Here is a 15820-nt window from a genome sequence, read left to right as displayed (position 1 = left end):
CGTTCACTCAGCGATTTGGATACACCATCACTTTTAAGCATTCATTTTTGTATTGAAAGGCCCGTTCCATCGCCTCTTGCGTCTTCTCCAGCGGATATTGGTCCGTTACAAGATGCTTCGTGTCCACTAAGCCGGAAGCGAGAAATTCAATTCCCCTCGGATACGTATTCGCATAACGGAAGATTCCGTATATATCAATCTCGTTATCTGCAATAAACGGCACATTGAGCGGAATCTCGTTCTGAGAAGGCAAACCGACAATCGCCAGTTTTCCGCCCCGGCGCACGGAAGCCAGTGCGGATTGCAATGCCGCCGGATTCCCCGCTGTTTCCCAGGCAGCATCAACGCCTCTGCCATTCGTGATCGTTTTGATTTCTTGACCGGCATCCTGTTCCCGGACATTGATGACATGCGTCGCGCCCATTTTTTTCGCGGCATCTAGCCGCAGCGGCTCCAAGTCGGTCACAATAATTGTGCCTGCCCCGTATGCTTTCGCTGCCGCAACGGCCATCAGCCCCACAGGGCCCATTCCCATGATCGCAACCGTTGAACCGGGCTGAAGCTTCGTTCTCGAGGCCGCATGAATGCCGACAGAAAACGGTTCAATCAAAGCCGCATCTTCATAGGATAGTGAATCTGGAATCGAAAAAACAAAGTCCTGGCGCATTTTGATATATTGGACAAACGCGCCGTCAACCGGCGGTGTCGCCAAAAACTGTACATCCGGGCAAAGATTATAACGCCCTTCCTTACACGCCTCACAGCGTCCGCATGTGACACCGGGTTCGACGGCGACACGGTCTCCTACCTTGAATTGATCGACAGACGATCCGACGGCGGCAATTTCTCCCGCACATTCATGACCGAGGATAAATGGTTTTTCCACTACATAATTGCCTATTCTGCCATTTGTATAGTAATGCAGATCAGATCCGCAAATTCCGACAGCCATCACCTTAATCAACACTTCATCATGATTGATTTCAGGCACGGGCAATGTTTCGATTTTGATTTCTCTCGTGTTGTGCATAACCGCCGCTTTCATGTTTTGAGGCACTGTGTGAGTCATTTGGCAAAATCCTTTCTCTGCTTTGAAATGTAAGTGCATACATTTTTGTTTTCTCTGTTACTGCCCCTATTTTATCTGCTTTTCCATACGTTCAACAGCCTTTCCTGCTGTATAAAAGGACAGCGGCACTGTACTTTTTATTTTTTCATATACAAAAAACACTGAATTGATAAAATAGTACTAATAGGAGGTGCAGGCTAATGGCTGAACTTGAAAACCGGGCACAATTTGCAGAACTGCTGGCACCTGCCGTCAAATCGCTGAAACATCATCCTGATTTCAAAATTAAAAGGACAAAGAACGTAAAATCCGGACAGTCTTATATAGATCAAATCGCACTCCGAATAGGCGTTTCCTCTAACACGATCAAAAGCTGGATCGGACAGATGGGCGCAAACTACATTCCCGGACGAATTGATGACGGAAAGCTGTTCGGCATGATCTGGATCATTATAGAAAAGACTGATATGGATGCTGAATGGCTGACCGGCCTTCTGGAAACCACAACCATTCCCGTCATCAAACCCGCATTGCCCGTTTGGACGGCGTCTTGTCTAAAAAAAGCAAAAATACTCCGGAAAGACGGATCATTCGGAGCGCCGAGTGATGAAGATGTTGAAAAAGCAGTAAAGCGGCTGTTTCATGACAGACCAAGCCACGAAACGAATGCGCTTACAAGAAAATCCGTCACGCATAACTTACCGTCACGCCGGACCGGGAACTTTATCGGACGCGGCTTTGATATGGAAGCAATCCGGCAATGGATGCTGTCTCCGTCACCGGTCTGTTTACTCACCGGCTGGGCCGGCATGGGAAAAACAACGATCGCTCTTGAAGCAGCCTACCTTTGTGCCGGCGATTCACCAGATTGGCCGGCATTCAACAGCATCATCTGGATCAGCGCTGACTGGAAAGGATTGAGCTTCAGCGATTTTTTAAACACGATCGCCTATCAGCTCGGACGCACCGAACAAATCGACAAATCAATCAACGAAAAACGGTTCGTCGTCCGCAATGCATTAGCCGCTCATTCAAATGAAACACCGGTATTGCTGATCGTTGACAGCATTGATACAGCGGAACGTGACATTCACGAATTTATCATCGGCCTTCCGCAAGGCGTAAAAGTTCTCCTTACGGCACGGGAAAACGTAAAACAGACATACCGGGACGGCCTCGGGGAACTGGCGGCCATCCAGCTGAGCGACCTTGAACAAACGGATGCCCTTGAATTTTTCCATCAAGAAGTGCACCGCTGTCTGCAAACATGCAACCTCCCGCATAAACGGGAAAAGCTGGAGCAGCTGTTGGAGCTATCGCCTGACCTTAAGAATGAATTCGTCTCGGCAGCCGCCGGCAACCCGAAGGCCATGGCACTGAGCATTGCATACATGTCAGACGACGACATCCCCGCTCCCCAGCTCATTCAAGAACTTAAACAAGCGGGCTACTCATTATTGGAATTGTTTGAGGTTCTCTTTGGCCGCACATGGGACAGATGTCATGAAGACACACGAAAACTATGGCAGACGCTTTGCTTTTTCGCTAAGCCTCCTGATGAAAAAAGCTTGGCTCAAGCGGCTGGATTAGACGTCCGGCGGTTTCATTACGCCATTGAGCAAATGCGGTCATATGCTTTAATACAGCCGGAACGAAGCGCAGGAAGTATTCAATATGCAGCCCATCAAACCGTTGTTGCTTACGGAGAACAGCACTTATCCGAAAATCACGAATTTGCAAAAGAAGCCCGCAGCCGCTGGGCGCATTATTATATTGATTATGCGGAAACCCATATAAAGCGGGAACGGCCCAATTCTGTCTATTGGAGCTATCTGCTGGGACGGAATTTAGAGCAAATGAAAAAGGAATGGCCGAACATCCTAAAGGTCATCGAATGGTCGGGCGAAACCGGACAACATGACATCCTGATCAAACTCATCATCCGCATCAGCCACTTTCTAAGCAGAATCAACCTGTCCCTGCGAATCGAATACGGATTAAAAGCTGCCGATGCCGCCCATCAATCAGGCGAACACACACGGGAAGCTTACTTTCGGATCGACACGGCAGGCTGGGCGCTGATGGAAGTCAACGATTCAGACGAAGCTCTCAGGCAAATAGAAGCCGGCCTGAAGATACTCGAACAATCAGGCGCGCCGGATCACGATGACTTGAAAGTATGGGGAATCGCCCTGCAAGCAAGGCTGCTGTTAAAAATCGGAGAACCGGACAAAGCGGCAGCAATGCTGGACGGCATCAAAGATCAGCCCGTCTCGCCCATTATCCGGCACAGGGTTCTTCTGGTCCGCGGCGACCTGAGTTTCGCCCGCTCTCACTACGAAGAAGCCATCACATTATACGAAGCGGCAAACACAACCAGCGCCGCATACGGCGGCGAAAAAACGATAGAAGCCTATTTTAACCTGGGCATGGCTTACGTCAAGTGTGATCAACTCGAAAAAGCGGAAAAAGCCTTTGAACAAATGCTCTATGACAAACACAACGCCAATCAAGTTGAACTGATTTACTATCATTACGGAATGGCACAGCTGTTGTATCGAAAAGGAGAAACTACGAAAGCGATAGAAGCTAATCAAAAGGCGATTCGTCTGATTGATTCGTGGGAGCCTGGGATTGGGATTCGGGGTGAGGTGGAGCAAATGGATATTCTCATTTAAAAGACAAATACATTGCGGCTAGCGGTAAGAGCTTTGAAAAACACTCATGACCTTGTTGTTTTTAAAGATAAAAAGGTATCTTTATCAGTACAGTAAATTGATTAAGATACCTTGATTGAAAAATTAATTTTTCACAGAAAACAAATTTCTAAAGTTAAACTTTTTAACAACAAGAGGTTAATACTTATACAGCCGTATTAATGCTGTACTGTAATATAATGTTTTAGTTCACCTGACCAATATCTTCCTCCCCAATCCTGTCCAACTTGCACATCATACTTACCTGCAGGAAGATTTTTCGTTGAAAAACTCACACGAAAATTACGTGAACCAATACTATGCGAAATATCTTTTCTGGCAAATACTTTACCTTTATTATTTAAGATAATTACTGAAAAGCCATTATCTAAATCCCTAGCCAAAGTACCCGTAACTACAATGGAAGTAGCACTTTTCGTATATGTATTAGCATCTGTTTTAAATTTGATTGTACCTTTCGAATCCATAGCTAAGGCTTCTGACCCACCTGCGAAAATAGCAACTCCCAAAAGTACTGCTGTAAACAGGGTCATTACTAACTTTTTCATCTTTAGAATTCCTCTTTTCTTTTTAATATTTTAAATCCAAAATTATAATAACATATTTTCCTAAAAAAAACAGAGGTTTTTCCATATCTTTCTTCCGAGAAATGAATAAGTATGATAGAAATTTATAATATTAATGCAAATTTAAGATTTTTGTGAAATGAAGCTTAAAATTTGAAGTATAGTATCATCTATAAAACCTTTGCCAAGGTGTCCTTCCAAGCGCCCAATGGATATGGGGTAGAAAACACAATGTGAATAACAGCATGATAAGTTCCTCATGTTTCCCCTTTCTCTTTCCTTCCATACTATTAAACAAGACTATTCTAATACCCTTGAACTGCATTTAAAATTGGTTTAGTGTTATTATTTAATAAAGATCTGTGCAATGAAAACTCTTTCTGTCCGATATACCCTTAAGTATTCCTAATCAACATTATGCTGGTGAGTTCAAATATTTCTTAATTCAAACTCTAGTTCTTCTGCTCTTTTTCAAGATCCAAACAAGTAATGCAATAAAAACGACGTTAATTAAAAACGCAGAAATAACATAAGTTTCATCTGAAACGCCAATATACTTCCCTTTCGATTCTAAGAGATTCCTTACTTGCTTACTCCATAAAGAACCATTCAGCGAACTATCGTCTGCTCCAAATGTAATTTGTGCTGTTTCCTTATTGCTGCTTGTAATATTAACACCATAAAATACTGTATACCTATTGTTATAAAAGATAGGCATATAAGAATAGTCAGAAACTAAAGGCTTTACCTTTTTGGCAGGTAATGCTACGTACAAAATCGCAGAATAATTACCTACCCCTGTTTCAAATTGCTCTGCTTTAATAAACTTCGTGTTTGAAGGTAGATCAATATTATAAAAATGCTCAAAAATTTGAATATCTTCTTCCGAAAAATCTGTTAATTGGTAGTAATGCGGATCAATAATACATTTATGAAAATACCATCCATTAAACAATAATAAACAGGCACTTATTAAAATTACTAATACTGCCTTATATATAATCTTTAACTGTATCACAATGATATGCGCCCCCTCATAATGTGCATTACTTTTGGGAAGAATTAATTATTCAGATTTTATTTTTCTTTAAGGCAATCTGCAAATGCTTGTGCAATTGTTTGACCATCCTCTTGGGTATAATTATTAACAGTAAAATGATGTTTAAATTTCAGATAGACAGGATTGTTGGTGTTTAAATAGCACTCTGCATCCTTAGTAACTGCTTCAAATGAATTATTAAATCTGTTTTTGGAAAATTGAGAGTATCTTGTACTATAGCCGATGCTAACTTAAATAAATTAGCATCATTCATTCGTAATTTGAGATGAATGATAGAAATAAAAAAAGCCCCTCACAAATTCATTGAACTTGTGAGAGACCTCGTATGGCATTACATCTGGCAACCCCTTATGTCCAAACAGGGATCATAATTTTTTACATCATGCCGCCCATACCGCCCATGCCGCCCATGTCAGGCATTCCTGCACCGCCGGCGTTTTCTTCCGGTTTGTCAGCGACAACGGCTTCAGTTGTCAGGAGCATTGCTGCTACAGACGCAGCGTTTTGCAGAGCAGAACGCGTCACTTTTGTCGGGTCAACGATACCTTTTTCGATCATGTTTACCCATTCGCCAGTTGCAGCGTTGAAGCCTACGCCGATTTTTTCGTTTTTCAGGCGCTCAACGATGACAGATCCTTCAAGACCAGCATTGTGCGCGATTTGACGGATCGGCTCTTCAAGCGCGCGAAGCACGATGTTGATACCTGTTTGCGCATCGCCTTCAGCTTCCACTGCAGCGACTTTGTTGTATACGTTGACAAGCGCTGTACCACCGCCGGATACGATACCTTCTTCAACAGCTGCGCGAGTTGAGTTGAGGGCGTCTTCGATGCGAAGTTTACGCTCTTTCAGCTCAGTTTCAGTCGCAGCGCCGACTTTGATGACAGCTACGCCGCCAGCAAGTTTCGCAAGACGCTCTTGTAATTTTTCTCTGTCGAATTCAGAAGTTGTTTCTTCCACTTGAGCGCGGATTTGGTTGACGCGTGCAGCGATTTTTTCAGTGTCGCCGGCGCCTTCTACGATTGTTGTGTTTTCTTTCGTTACCACAACTTTAGAAGCGCGTCCCAATTGTCCGATTTCAGTAGATTTCAGATCAAGGCCTAAGTCTTCTGTGATTACTTCTCCGCCAGTAAGAACAGAGATGTCTTCAAGCATTGCTTTACGGCGGTCACCGAAGCCAGGAGCTTTAACGGCAACAGCGTTGAATGTGCCGCGAAGTTTGTTGACAACGAGTGTAGCAAGAGCTTCACCTTCAACATCTTCAGCGATCAGAAGCAATGGTTTGCCTTGCTGTACAACTTGCTCAAGCACAGGAAGGATTTCTTGGATGTTTGTGATTTTTTTGTCTGTGATTAAGATGTAAGGATTGTCAAGAACCGCTTCCATCTTATCAGAGTCAGTCACCATGTAAGGAGACGCATATCCGCGGTCGAATTGCATACCTTCCACAACTTCAAGCTCAGTTGTGAATCCTTTAGACTCTTCGATTGTGATGACGCCGTCGTTTCCTACGCGCTCCATTGCTTCAGCGATAAGGCTTCCGACTTCCTCATCAGCAGCAGAGATCGCAGCAACCTGAGCGATAGACTCTTTGCCTTCGATCGGCTTAGAAATTTCTTTTAAGTTTTCGATTGCTACAGTCACGGCTTGTTCCATACCTTTACGCACGCCGACAGGGTTAGCCCCCGCAGTTACGTTTTTAAGGCCTTCGCGGATCATAGCCTGCGCAAGTACAGTCGCAGTCGTCGTACCGTCACCGGCAACGTCGTTTGTTTTGCTGGCTACTTCAGCTACAAGCTTCGCACCCATGTTTTCAAACGCATCTTCAAGTTCAATTTCTTTTGCGATTGTCACACCGTCATTTGTAATTAACGGAGAACCGAATTTTTTCTCCAGAACCACGTTGCGTCCTTTTGGCCCTAAAGTTACTTTTACAGCGTCAGCAAGCGCATCGACACCGCGAAGCATAGCGCGGCGTGCTTCTTCACTAAACTTAATATCTTTTGCCATGTTAACGAAACCTCCTCGAATTTTTAAAAATATTTATTTGCTTAGCCGATTACAGCTAAAATGTCGCTTTCACGTAAGATTAAGTATTCAGTACCTTCGTATTTCACTTCAGTACCGGCGTATTTTGAGAAGATAATGCGGTCGCCCTCTTTTACTTCTAAAGCAACGCGCTCTCCGCTTTCCAACACGCGACCTGAACCGGCTGCCACGATTTTGCCTTCTTGCGGCTTTTCTTTTGCAGAATCCGGTAATACGATTCCGCTGGCAGTTTTTTCTTCAGATTCTACGAGTTCAATGACAACGCGATCACCTAATGGCTTTAACAATGTAATAACCTCCTCAATAGTATGAATATGTAATTTTAGCACTCAGCTCTAAAGAGTGCTAACACAATTATTATAATAAAGAATCTCACTTCCAATTTCAAGTCATAAGAATAAAAAATTTTCACGCTTACATCATTCTCTCTTACAGCGATTTTCTCCTTTTTTCACGTCTGGTTCACTTATGTTACAATAAGAACAAATAAGTTGATTTTATAGGATAAAGGAGTACATATCATTTGAGAAAACAGTATTGGTATATCATTTTGACATATGTTATCATGCAGCTTTCCGCATTGATCGGCATTCCTTTAATGTACAAATTCGGCTATGCGGGCGGGCACCCTACGAATGCGAATCTCACCATGGCTCAGGGGATTTATTCCGTCGTAAGCTTTTTTATCTGCCTGATTATCGTTCTCTTGATTTTGAGAACCGCGCCGAAGCAGACATTAAGAAACGGGAAGAAAGCATCCGCCGGCATGTCCGTTCTCTGGGCGGTCGCGGGAATATGGCTCGCTTTATTTTCTCAGGGAATCGCCGGGATGATTGAGCAGTATGTCTTTCATGTGGGCAGCGGTTCCGAAAACACGAAAGCCATTCTCAACATTATTAAAGCCATGCCGCTCATGATTATCGTTTCTTCTATCGTCGGGCCGATTCTTGAAGAAATCATTTTCCGGAAGATCATTTTCGGTGTATTATATGAAAAAACGAATTTCTTTATCGCCGGACTGATCAGTTCCGTCATTTTCGGCATTGTGCATCAAGACCTCACGCACCTGCTGCTGTATACGGCCATGGGCTTTACCTTTGCGTTCTTGTATGTGCAGACGAAACGGATTATTGTGCCGATATTCGCCCATGTCATGATGAATACCATTGTCGTGGTCATGCAGCTCGGCCCCGCCCAAAAATATATTGAACAGCATAGTGAGCAAATGCAATTAATTATTGGAGGATTGTTTGTATGAGGAACCCAATGACTTGGGGCTTGATTTATTTCGCAGTCGGCTGTATCTTTACGTATTTGGCCGCAAGCTCTCCGGGAAGCATGTGGTCTTTTTATTCCATACTGCTGATGGTTTTCGCCGCTTATAATATCAGCATCTCGTTTAAAATGTTCGCCTTCTCATTTAAAGTGAAAAAAAATCAAAAATAAAAGAAAAGCCATTTCTCATCATTGAGAAATGGCTTTTTTTATGCTGATACGTCCTGATCGGATTCACTGCTGGTCTGCCTTTTCCGATACGCCGCTTTTGAAATCAGGATACTGACCTCGTATAAAATGCAAAGCGGAATGGTAATCATCAAGTGAGACAGCAGCTCAGGCGGCGCAATCATCGCGGCGATCACAAGCAGCACAAAATACGCGTACTTCCTGATCTTCGATAAAAACATCGGCGTGATCACACCGAGTCTCGTTAAAAACATGATCAGCACCGGCATCTGAAACAGCAGTCCGAACGGAATCGTCAGCTGCAGCAGAAAATGAAAGTACTCGGTGATCCCGATCACCTGGTTGACATCGAGGTCATTCGAGACCCGCTTCATAAAATCAACGACCAGCGGAAATAAAATATAATAAGAAAACGACACACCACCGACAAACAGCACGATCGAAATCGGAATATAGCTGAGTGTTACTTTGCGCTCCTTCTCATACAGACCCGGGCTGACAAACGCCCAAATCTGATAGAGAATAATCGGCGAAGTCAAAATGATGCCGATGATAAACGCGAACTGCAAAAAGATAAACAGCGGATCCGTCAGGTTAAAAGCATTAAGGGTGAGCTCTTTTACTTCATCGGCTTTTTGAAGATACACAATGATAGGTTTTGCCAGAAAAAAGCCGGCAATAAAGAAAACCGTAAAGGATAACGCCACAATCAGCAATCGTTTCCGAAGTTCGGCAATATGCTCCACAAGCGTCATTTGATTCACTCTCATACGCGTCATCCTATCTTACTGTTCTTCTTTCTTTTTTTCCTCTTCTTCACCGGCTAATCCCTTAGTAGCGTTCTTAAATTCACGAAGCGTGTCCCCCGCCGCTTTTCCTAATTCGGGAAGCTTCTTCGGACCGAAAATAATCACCGCTACCACACCGATAACCGCCAGGCTTCCAGGACCGATCATGTGCAGCTCCTCCTTTCGCTATTCAATTTCTTCCAAAACAGAATAATGCTTCAAGAAATAAACCAATGATTGAAGCTCTACAGCTAAATCTATATGATGAATTCGAATGTGATCCGGCACATTCAAACGGGCCGGCGTAAAGTTAAGGATCCCCTTGATTCCGAGCGACACGAGCCGGTCGGTGATTGACTGGGCGGCAACCGCGGGAACGGTAAGAATCGCCACGGGTTCATCCTTAATGTGAAGCTCTAAATCATTAAGATCAAAGACAGGCACACCGCCTACCTCAGTTCCTATTTTACTCTGATTCACATCAAAAGCCATAGATATTTTTGTGTTATTATTTTTTGTGAAATTATAGTGAAGAAACGCCGTCCCTAAATTCCCGACACCGATCAAAATGACGTTCGTCGTTTCATCCTGATCCAGTGTTTTTCTGAAAAATGACAGCAGGTAATCCACATTATAGCCGTATCCTTTTTTGCCGAGCGCCCCGAAATAGGAAAAATCCCGGCGGATCGTGGCCGAATCGACTTTTACCGCGTCGCTCAGTTCAGCTGATGAAACGCGCTGTTTTCCTGACGCGTGTAAATTCTTTAAAAAGCGATAATAAAGCGGCAGCCGTTTTGCCGTCGCCTGTGGAATTTTTGATTGATCCTTGTTCATGATTGGTCCTCCACTTTATACTCAGATGCATCTCTTTTAAAATCACCGTTTTTGCCTCCTGTCTTTTCCATGAGGCAGGTCGGGCCGATGACCATTCCTTTATCCAGCGCCTTGCACATGTCATAAACGGTCAAAGCGCAGACTGAAGCGGAAGTTAGCGCTTCCATTTCCACACCTGTACTCCCTTTCGTTTTTACGCTTGCCTGTATATGAAGAACGGCTTCGGAATCCTTTTCCTCCCAGCCGAATGAAATGTCGACGCTGCTTAAAGAAAGCGGGTGGCACATCGGGATAATCGCTGACGTCTGCTTTGCGGCCATAATTCCTGCCACCTGTGCGACAGCCAGCACGTCTCCTTTTCCGATCTCGCGGTTTTTGATTCTGCTGTACACGTCATGCTTCATGTGTACGCTGGATATCGCAGCGGCAGTACGGACTGTTGAAGATTTATCGCTTATATCCACCATGCGGGCACGGCCTTCTTCATTAAAATGAGAAAATCCATTCATATTTAAACTCTCCTTACTTCTGATCATACACTATTTTCTCCCTGATGTCTTATCCTATAATGTTCCAATTCTGATGTATTGTTTGCTGACAGCAGGTTGATAAGCTACACTTAACTTATTATAACAGAGGTGAAATAATATGATGATCTTACAAATTAATCAGCTATCCAAATCTTTTGGCGCTGATCCTATTTTAAACAATATAAAGCTTGAAGTCAGATCTCGGGATCGCATCGCCATAGTAGGCAGAAACGGAGCCGGCAAATCAACTCTCCTTAAAATTATCGCAGGTCACCTTTCATATGAAAAGGGTGAATTAATCAAACCGAAAGAATTAACGATGGGATATCTTGCCCAGCACACAGGCTTGGAATCCCAGCTTACCATAAAAGAAGAACTGCTGAGCGTTTTTGATTTCCTGAAAGCAATGGAAAAAGAAATGCGCTCTATTGAAGAAAAGATGGCCACGGCCGCCCCCGCGGAGCTTGAGACGCTGATGAAAACCTATGACAGGCTTCAGCAGGATTTCAAGGATAAAGGCGGCTATCAATATGAAGCGGATGTCCGATCTATCCTTCACGGCCTCGGCTTCGGAAAATTTGACGATTCCGTGAAAGTGCAAAGCCTGAGCGGCGGTCAGAAAACAAGGCTTGCGCTCGGAAAGCTGCTGCTGACCCAGCCTGATCTGCTTATTCTGGATGAACCGACGAACCATCTCGACATCGATACGCTTACATGGCTTGAGCATTATTTACAGGGATATTCAGGCGCCATTCTGATCGTTTCCCACGACAGATACTTTCTTGATAAAGTCGTCAGCCAAGTGTACGAGGTCTCACGGACAGAAAGCAAAAAATACCTCGGCAACTACAGCGCCTATTTAGAACAAAAAGCTGAGCAGTATGAGAAAGACCTGAAGCTGTATGAAAAACAGCAGGACGAAATCGCCAAGCTTCAAGATTTTGTCGACCGCAATCTGGCCAGAGCTTCTACAACGAAAAGAGCCCAAAGCAGAAGAAAACAGCTTGAACGGATGGACGTCATAGCAAAGCCGCTCGGGGATGAAAAATCAGCCGCCTTCCGTTTTGACATTACAAAACAGAGCGGAAACGACGTCCTGCGCGTACAGGATGTTTCCATCAGCTATGACGGCCAGCCGCCGCTCTTGAAAAACCTGACCTTCGGCATTACAAGAGGCGAAAGCGCCGCCCTCGTCGGACCGAACGGAATCGGCAAATCAACCTTGCTGAAAACCATTATGAACACGCTCAGCCCCGAATCCGGATCGATCACGTACGGTTCCAATGTCACAATCGGCTATTATGATCAGGAGCAGGCTGAACTGACCTCGTCCAAACGCGTGCTGGACGAGCTGTGGGATGAATATCCGGACATGCCGGAAAAAGAGATCAGGACATGCCTCGGCAACTTCCTGTTCAGCGGAGACGATGTCCTGAAACCTGTCCGTTCTCTAAGCGGCGGTGAGAAAGCAAGAGTCGCGCTTGCCAAGCTGATGCTGCAAAAAGCAAACTTTCTCATCCTTGATGAACCGACAAACCACCTTGATCTGGACAGTAAAGAAGTGCTGGAAAACGCCCTGATCGACTACCCGGGAACACTGTTATTTGTATCGCATGACCGCTACTTTATTAACAGGATCGCCACAAGGGTGCTGGAGCTGTCTCCGGATCATGCAGAAGAATATTTGGGTGACTATGACTATTACACCGAGAAAAAAGCCCAGCAGCTGGAACTGGAAGAAATGAAGCGGCAGGAAAAGGAGCAGGCTCAGCCTGCCGGCAAGGTCAAACAGGATACGAAAAGAACTTACGAGGAAGAAAAAGAATGGAAGAAGAAAGAACGGCAGCGCCTGAGACGCATTGAAGAAATTGAAGCTGCCGTCTCATCCGCCGAAGAGAAAATCAGCGCCAATGAGGAGCTGCTGTGCGATCCTGACGTGTATCAGGATCATGAAAAGGTACAGACCATTCACGCGGAGAATGAAGCTCTGAATCAAGAGCTCGAAAACTTATTAGCAGAATGGGAGGAACTCTCCTCAGAAGAATAGAAAACGTCAAGCACCTCTTTAAGGGGTGCTTTTTTATCCACAGCTATCTTCCTTGTCAGCCATGTAAGTAAGCGTTTTATACACACTATCCACAAAATTTTCTGACTTTATCCACTTTACTAACAACTTGCAGCCCCTTATCCAGCCTGGATTTCTGAACGTATTCACAATCCTGTGGATATGTTCGAATTATCTGTTAATAAGTAAAAAAAAGCCTCACGTTTTACAACGTGAGACGATCAAAGGATGTTAATTCCAAACCGGGCTGTCCGTTCATATCATATGAGCCCCGAATTCCCTTTTCAAAAGCAACGGTTCCGGCAGCCGCAATCATCGCTGCATTGTCCGTGCATAAAGAAAGCGGCGGGATGATAAGCTCGGGATCTCCCGAATGGCTGAATTCCTGCTGCAGTGCGGCTCTCAGCCCTTTGTTAGCGGCTACGCCCCCTGCCAGCAGCACTTGTTTAACCCCGTATTCTTTCGCGGCTTTAGAGGTTTTTGCCGTCAGTACATCAATGACACTCTGCTGAAAGCTTGCTGCAAGATCCTCCGGAGGAATCACCTCATTTTTTTGCGAGGCGTTATGAAGCGTGTTAATCACGGCTGACTTCAGGCCGCTGAAGCTGAAGTTGTAAGACCCTTCTTCCAGCCACGCACGCGGAAGCGGAATGGAATCCGTTCCCACAGCAGCCAGCTTATCAATCTGCGGCCCTCCCGGATAAGGAAGCCCCATCGTTCTTGCCACTTTGTCGTAAGCTTCGCCTGCGGCATCATCCAGCGTTTCACCGATAACCTCGAATGAACCGTGCTCTTTCATATAAACCAATTCCGTATGTCCGCCTGACACAACCAAAGCAAGCGCCGGGAATTGAAGCTCTCCTATCAGCCTGTTTGCATAAATATGGCCCGCGATGTGATGGACGCCGACTAACGGTATTTGATGGGCAAAGCTTAACGCCTTTGCCGCATTGACTCCGATTAACAGGGCTCCGACAAGTCCGGGTCCTTCCGTTACGGCAATCGCATCAAGATCATCAAAGCCCATCTCCGCTTTTGAAAGAGCTTCCTCAATCACAAGGGTAATCTGCTCCACATGATGTCTGGACGCTATTTCAGGCACGACCCCGCCGAAACGTTTATGGCTTTCAATTTGAGAAGCGACAACGTTTGAAATAATTTCATTCCCGTTTTTTACGACTGAGGCCGCTGTTTCATCACAGCTTGTTTCGATTCCTAATACATAAATATCTTGTTTTTCACTCATGTAATGTCACCCACATTAATAACGCATCTTCTCCGTTATCTGTATAGTATTGTTTTCTGATTCCTCCGGCCTGAAGACCGAATTTTTTATATAAGGATTGGGCGGGATGATTTGAGACCCTGACTTCGAGAGAGAGCCTTCTTGCCTTTTTTTCTCTGCACAATTCTATCGCAGAGCGAAACAGCGCTTCTCCCAATGATTGGCCCCGATATTCCGGCTTAATGGCTATGTTCGTAATCTGCGCGTCATCTATAATAATCCAGATTCCGCAATACCCCGCCAGACAGCCGTCCTTTTCAATGACAAGGTAGTGGGCATACGGATTTTCCAAAAGCTCATGATAAAATGAATCCTTCGTCCACGGAGAAGTAAAGGATGCTGTTTCAATTTCATAAATTTGATCAATATCTTCCGGACGCATGCTTCGAATCGCCGTTTTCGTTTTCATCCCTATCACCCTATTTTTGAGATTCCATCCATTTCGCTTCAGCCTCTGCCAGACGCAAATAATCCGGAACAAGGCTGTGGACATCCGCATCCTCTTTTTCCAAGCCTAAAAACGCCAGCTCTGACGGCCGCGGATTATGCTGTGCAGCCGGTCCAATCACTGCTTGAGATGTCAATTCATGCAGAATGGTTTCTTCATGAATGGCTGTATCGTGTCCTAAAAATAAAACCGGAGACGCTTTTTCTTTCAGCATGCCGAGCCAATCAGTCAAAAGGACATTCTGATCTGGAAGAACGGATTGTAATCGGCCGTCCTGATATTCATAAAGTCCCGTATATACCTGTCCGCGCCGGGCATCAAATAACGGGCAGATCAGTCCTCGAAAGTGCCGTCCGTTAGCCGCCAGCACCTCCAGACTCGAGACAGCGGAAACCGGAAGCTTCAGCGACCATGCCAATGTTTTTGCCAGCGTCACGCCGATTCTGACACCTGTGTACGATCCCGGTCCTTTCGCCACCGCTATTTTCGTAAGGTCCTGCGGTGTTAGGCCGCAATCCTTCAGCAATGAATTGACAGCAGGCATGGCCCGCACGGAATGATTCTTTTTTAAATATGTAATATACTCCGCCATCACCGTTTTGTCACGAACGAGCGCGGCACCCAACGTGTAATTTGACGTATCAATTGCCAGTATTGTCATGTTTATTTATCTCCTCACAAAGCGTTTCATACCGTGTTCCGCAAGCCGTAAAGGTAATGTCCCTTGCCTCATCACCGGCTCTTGTGATGACGATCTGCAGCCGTTCAGCAGGCAGCTGATCCTGAATTAAATGAGCCCATTCAATTAAACAGACGCCTTGTCCCTCAAAATATTCTTCAAGCCCTAAGTCTTCGCTTTCATCCTCCATACGATACACATCCATATGATATAGAGGAAGCGAACCGTCATGGTATTCTTTTATAATTGTAAAAGTCGGGCTGTTT

At 44.9% G+C, this 15820-nt stretch carries 17 protein-coding genes (1 of these 17 only partly in view); 4 read left to right on the top strand and 13 right to left on the bottom strand.

The window, feature by feature from the left end; all coding sequences use genetic code 11:
* Nucleotides 1-7 precede the first annotated feature (7 nt).
* A complete protein-coding gene (gene gutB / locus JNUCC21_RS03225; RefSeq protein ID WP_369878555.1) occupies nucleotides 8-1069 on the bottom strand; it encodes a sorbitol dehydrogenase in 1062 nt (353 codons plus the stop codon).
* Nucleotides 1070-1269: 200 nt separating this feature from the next.
* Here gutB and JNUCC21_RS03220 point away from each other — a divergent pair, with 200 nt between their 5' ends.
* Complete coding sequence (locus JNUCC21_RS03220; protein ID WP_369878554.1) at nucleotides 1270-3747, top strand: NB-ARC domain-containing protein; 2478 nt, start codon at nucleotides 1270-1272, stop codon at nucleotides 3745-3747.
* Between the two features lie 197 nt (nucleotides 3748-3944).
* On the opposite strand, the gene JNUCC21_RS03215 is transcribed toward JNUCC21_RS03220, so the two are convergent.
* From JNUCC21_RS03215 to groES, 4 genes are all read right to left on the bottom strand, one after another.
* Nucleotides 3945-4334 carry a hypothetical protein gene (locus JNUCC21_RS03215; protein ID WP_025284353.1) on the bottom strand — a complete coding sequence of 130 codons (390 nt, stop codon included), beginning with the start codon at nucleotides 4332-4334 and terminating at the stop codon, nucleotides 3945-3947.
* Between the two features lie 463 nt (nucleotides 4335-4797).
* Nucleotides 4798-5370, bottom strand: a complete 573-nt coding sequence (locus JNUCC21_RS03210) for a hypothetical protein (protein WP_025284352.1) — start codon at nucleotides 5368-5370, stop codon at nucleotides 4798-4800.
* Between the two features lie 417 nt (nucleotides 5371-5787).
* Nucleotides 5788-7422: a chaperonin GroEL gene (groL, locus tag JNUCC21_RS03205; protein ID WP_003155941.1), complete on the bottom strand. Its 1635-nt coding sequence runs from the start codon at nucleotides 7420-7422 to the stop codon at nucleotides 5788-5790.
* A gap of 41 nt (nucleotides 7423-7463) precedes the next feature.
* Nucleotides 7464-7748, bottom strand: coding sequence for a co-chaperone GroES (groES, locus tag JNUCC21_RS03200; protein ID WP_003155970.1), 285 nt, complete (start codon nucleotides 7746-7748; stop codon nucleotides 7464-7466).
* 236 nt (nucleotides 7749-7984) lie between these two features.
* Here groES and JNUCC21_RS03195 point away from each other — a divergent pair, with 236 nt between their 5' ends.
* Both JNUCC21_RS03195 and JNUCC21_RS03190 read left to right on the top strand, forming a co-directional pair.
* Complete coding sequence (locus JNUCC21_RS03195) at nucleotides 7985-8719, top strand: CPBP family intramembrane glutamic endopeptidase (RefSeq protein ID WP_003155972.1); 735 nt, start codon at nucleotides 7985-7987, stop codon at nucleotides 8717-8719.
* Nucleotides 8716-8907, top strand: coding sequence for a YdiK family protein (locus tag JNUCC21_RS03190; protein WP_003155975.1), 192 nt, complete (start codon nucleotides 8716-8718; stop codon nucleotides 8905-8907). Before JNUCC21_RS03195 ends, JNUCC21_RS03190 begins: the two co-directional genes overlap by 4 nt.
* 38 nt (nucleotides 8908-8945) lie before the next feature.
* Here JNUCC21_RS03190 and tatC read toward each other — a convergent pair whose 3' ends face one another.
* Genes tatC through moaC form a run of 4 tightly spaced genes read right to left on the bottom strand, consistent with a single transcriptional unit; the run spans nucleotide 8946 to nucleotide 11056 of the window.
* A complete protein-coding gene (gene tatC, locus JNUCC21_RS03185) occupies nucleotides 8946-9704 on the bottom strand; it encodes a twin-arginine translocase subunit TatC (protein WP_095352346.1) in 759 nt (252 codons plus the stop codon).
* Nucleotides 9705-9710: 6 nt separating this feature from the next.
* Nucleotides 9711-9881, bottom strand: coding sequence for a twin-arginine translocase TatA/TatE family subunit (locus JNUCC21_RS03180; RefSeq protein WP_003155981.1), 171 nt, complete (start codon nucleotides 9879-9881; stop codon nucleotides 9711-9713).
* Nucleotides 9882-9899: 18 nt separating this feature from the next.
* The gene (locus tag JNUCC21_RS03175) at nucleotides 9900-10547 is read right to left on the bottom strand and encodes a redox-sensing transcriptional repressor Rex (RefSeq protein WP_003155984.1); all 648 of its coding nucleotides are present in this window, start codon (nucleotides 10545-10547) and stop codon (nucleotides 9900-9902) included.
* Nucleotides 10544-11056 carry a cyclic pyranopterin monophosphate synthase MoaC gene (gene moaC, locus JNUCC21_RS03170; RefSeq protein WP_003155986.1) on the bottom strand — a complete coding sequence of 171 codons (513 nt, stop codon included), beginning with the start codon at nucleotides 11054-11056 and terminating at the stop codon, nucleotides 10544-10546. Before moaC ends, JNUCC21_RS03175 begins: the two co-directional genes overlap by 4 nt.
* 139 nt (nucleotides 11057-11195) lie before the next feature.
* Between moaC and JNUCC21_RS03165 the strand changes: the two genes are divergently transcribed.
* On the top strand, nucleotides 11196-13124 hold the full coding sequence (locus JNUCC21_RS03165) for an ABC-F family ATP-binding cassette domain-containing protein (protein WP_369878553.1): 1929 nt from the start codon (nucleotides 11196-11198) through the stop codon (nucleotides 13122-13124).
* Between the two features lie 223 nt (nucleotides 13125-13347).
* Here the strand turns inward: JNUCC21_RS03165 and tsaD are convergent, their stop codons facing one another.
* The 4 genes in view from tsaD to tsaE are tightly spaced (at most 10 nt apart) and all read right to left on the bottom strand, a layout consistent with a single transcriptional unit that may run on beyond the window.
* Entirely contained in the window at nucleotides 13348-14388 is a 1041-nt protein-coding gene (gene tsaD, locus JNUCC21_RS03160; RefSeq protein ID WP_007408855.1) for a tRNA (adenosine(37)-N6)-threonylcarbamoyltransferase complex transferase subunit TsaD, read from the bottom strand.
* On the bottom strand, nucleotides 14381-14836 hold the full coding sequence (gene rimI / locus JNUCC21_RS03155) for a ribosomal protein S18-alanine N-acetyltransferase (RefSeq protein WP_003155993.1): 456 nt from the start codon (nucleotides 14834-14836) through the stop codon (nucleotides 14381-14383). Before rimI ends, tsaD begins: the two co-directional genes overlap by 8 nt.
* A gap of 10 nt (nucleotides 14837-14846) precedes the next feature.
* Nucleotides 14847-15536 carry a tRNA (adenosine(37)-N6)-threonylcarbamoyltransferase complex dimerization subunit type 1 TsaB gene (tsaB, locus tag JNUCC21_RS03150; protein ID WP_108654903.1) on the bottom strand — a complete coding sequence of 230 codons (690 nt, stop codon included), beginning with the start codon at nucleotides 15534-15536 and terminating at the stop codon, nucleotides 14847-14849.
* On the bottom strand, nucleotides 15517-15820 hold the 3' portion of the coding sequence (tsaE, locus tag JNUCC21_RS03145) for a tRNA (adenosine(37)-N6)-threonylcarbamoyltransferase complex ATPase subunit type 1 TsaE (protein WP_025284346.1). The gene runs 173 nt beyond the window's last position; only the last 304 of its 477 coding nucleotides appear in the window; the start codon falls outside the window, past its right edge — the gene reads right to left on this strand; its stop codon occupies nucleotides 15517-15519. The genes tsaB and tsaE overlap by 20 nt, the downstream gene beginning before the upstream one ends.

This window comes from Bacillus sp. JNUCC-21 (assembly GCF_041222765.1).
Lineage (GTDB): Bacteria > Bacillota > Bacilli > Bacillales > Bacillaceae > Bacillus > Bacillus velezensis.
This window is presented reverse-complemented; position numbering and strand designations above follow the sequence as displayed.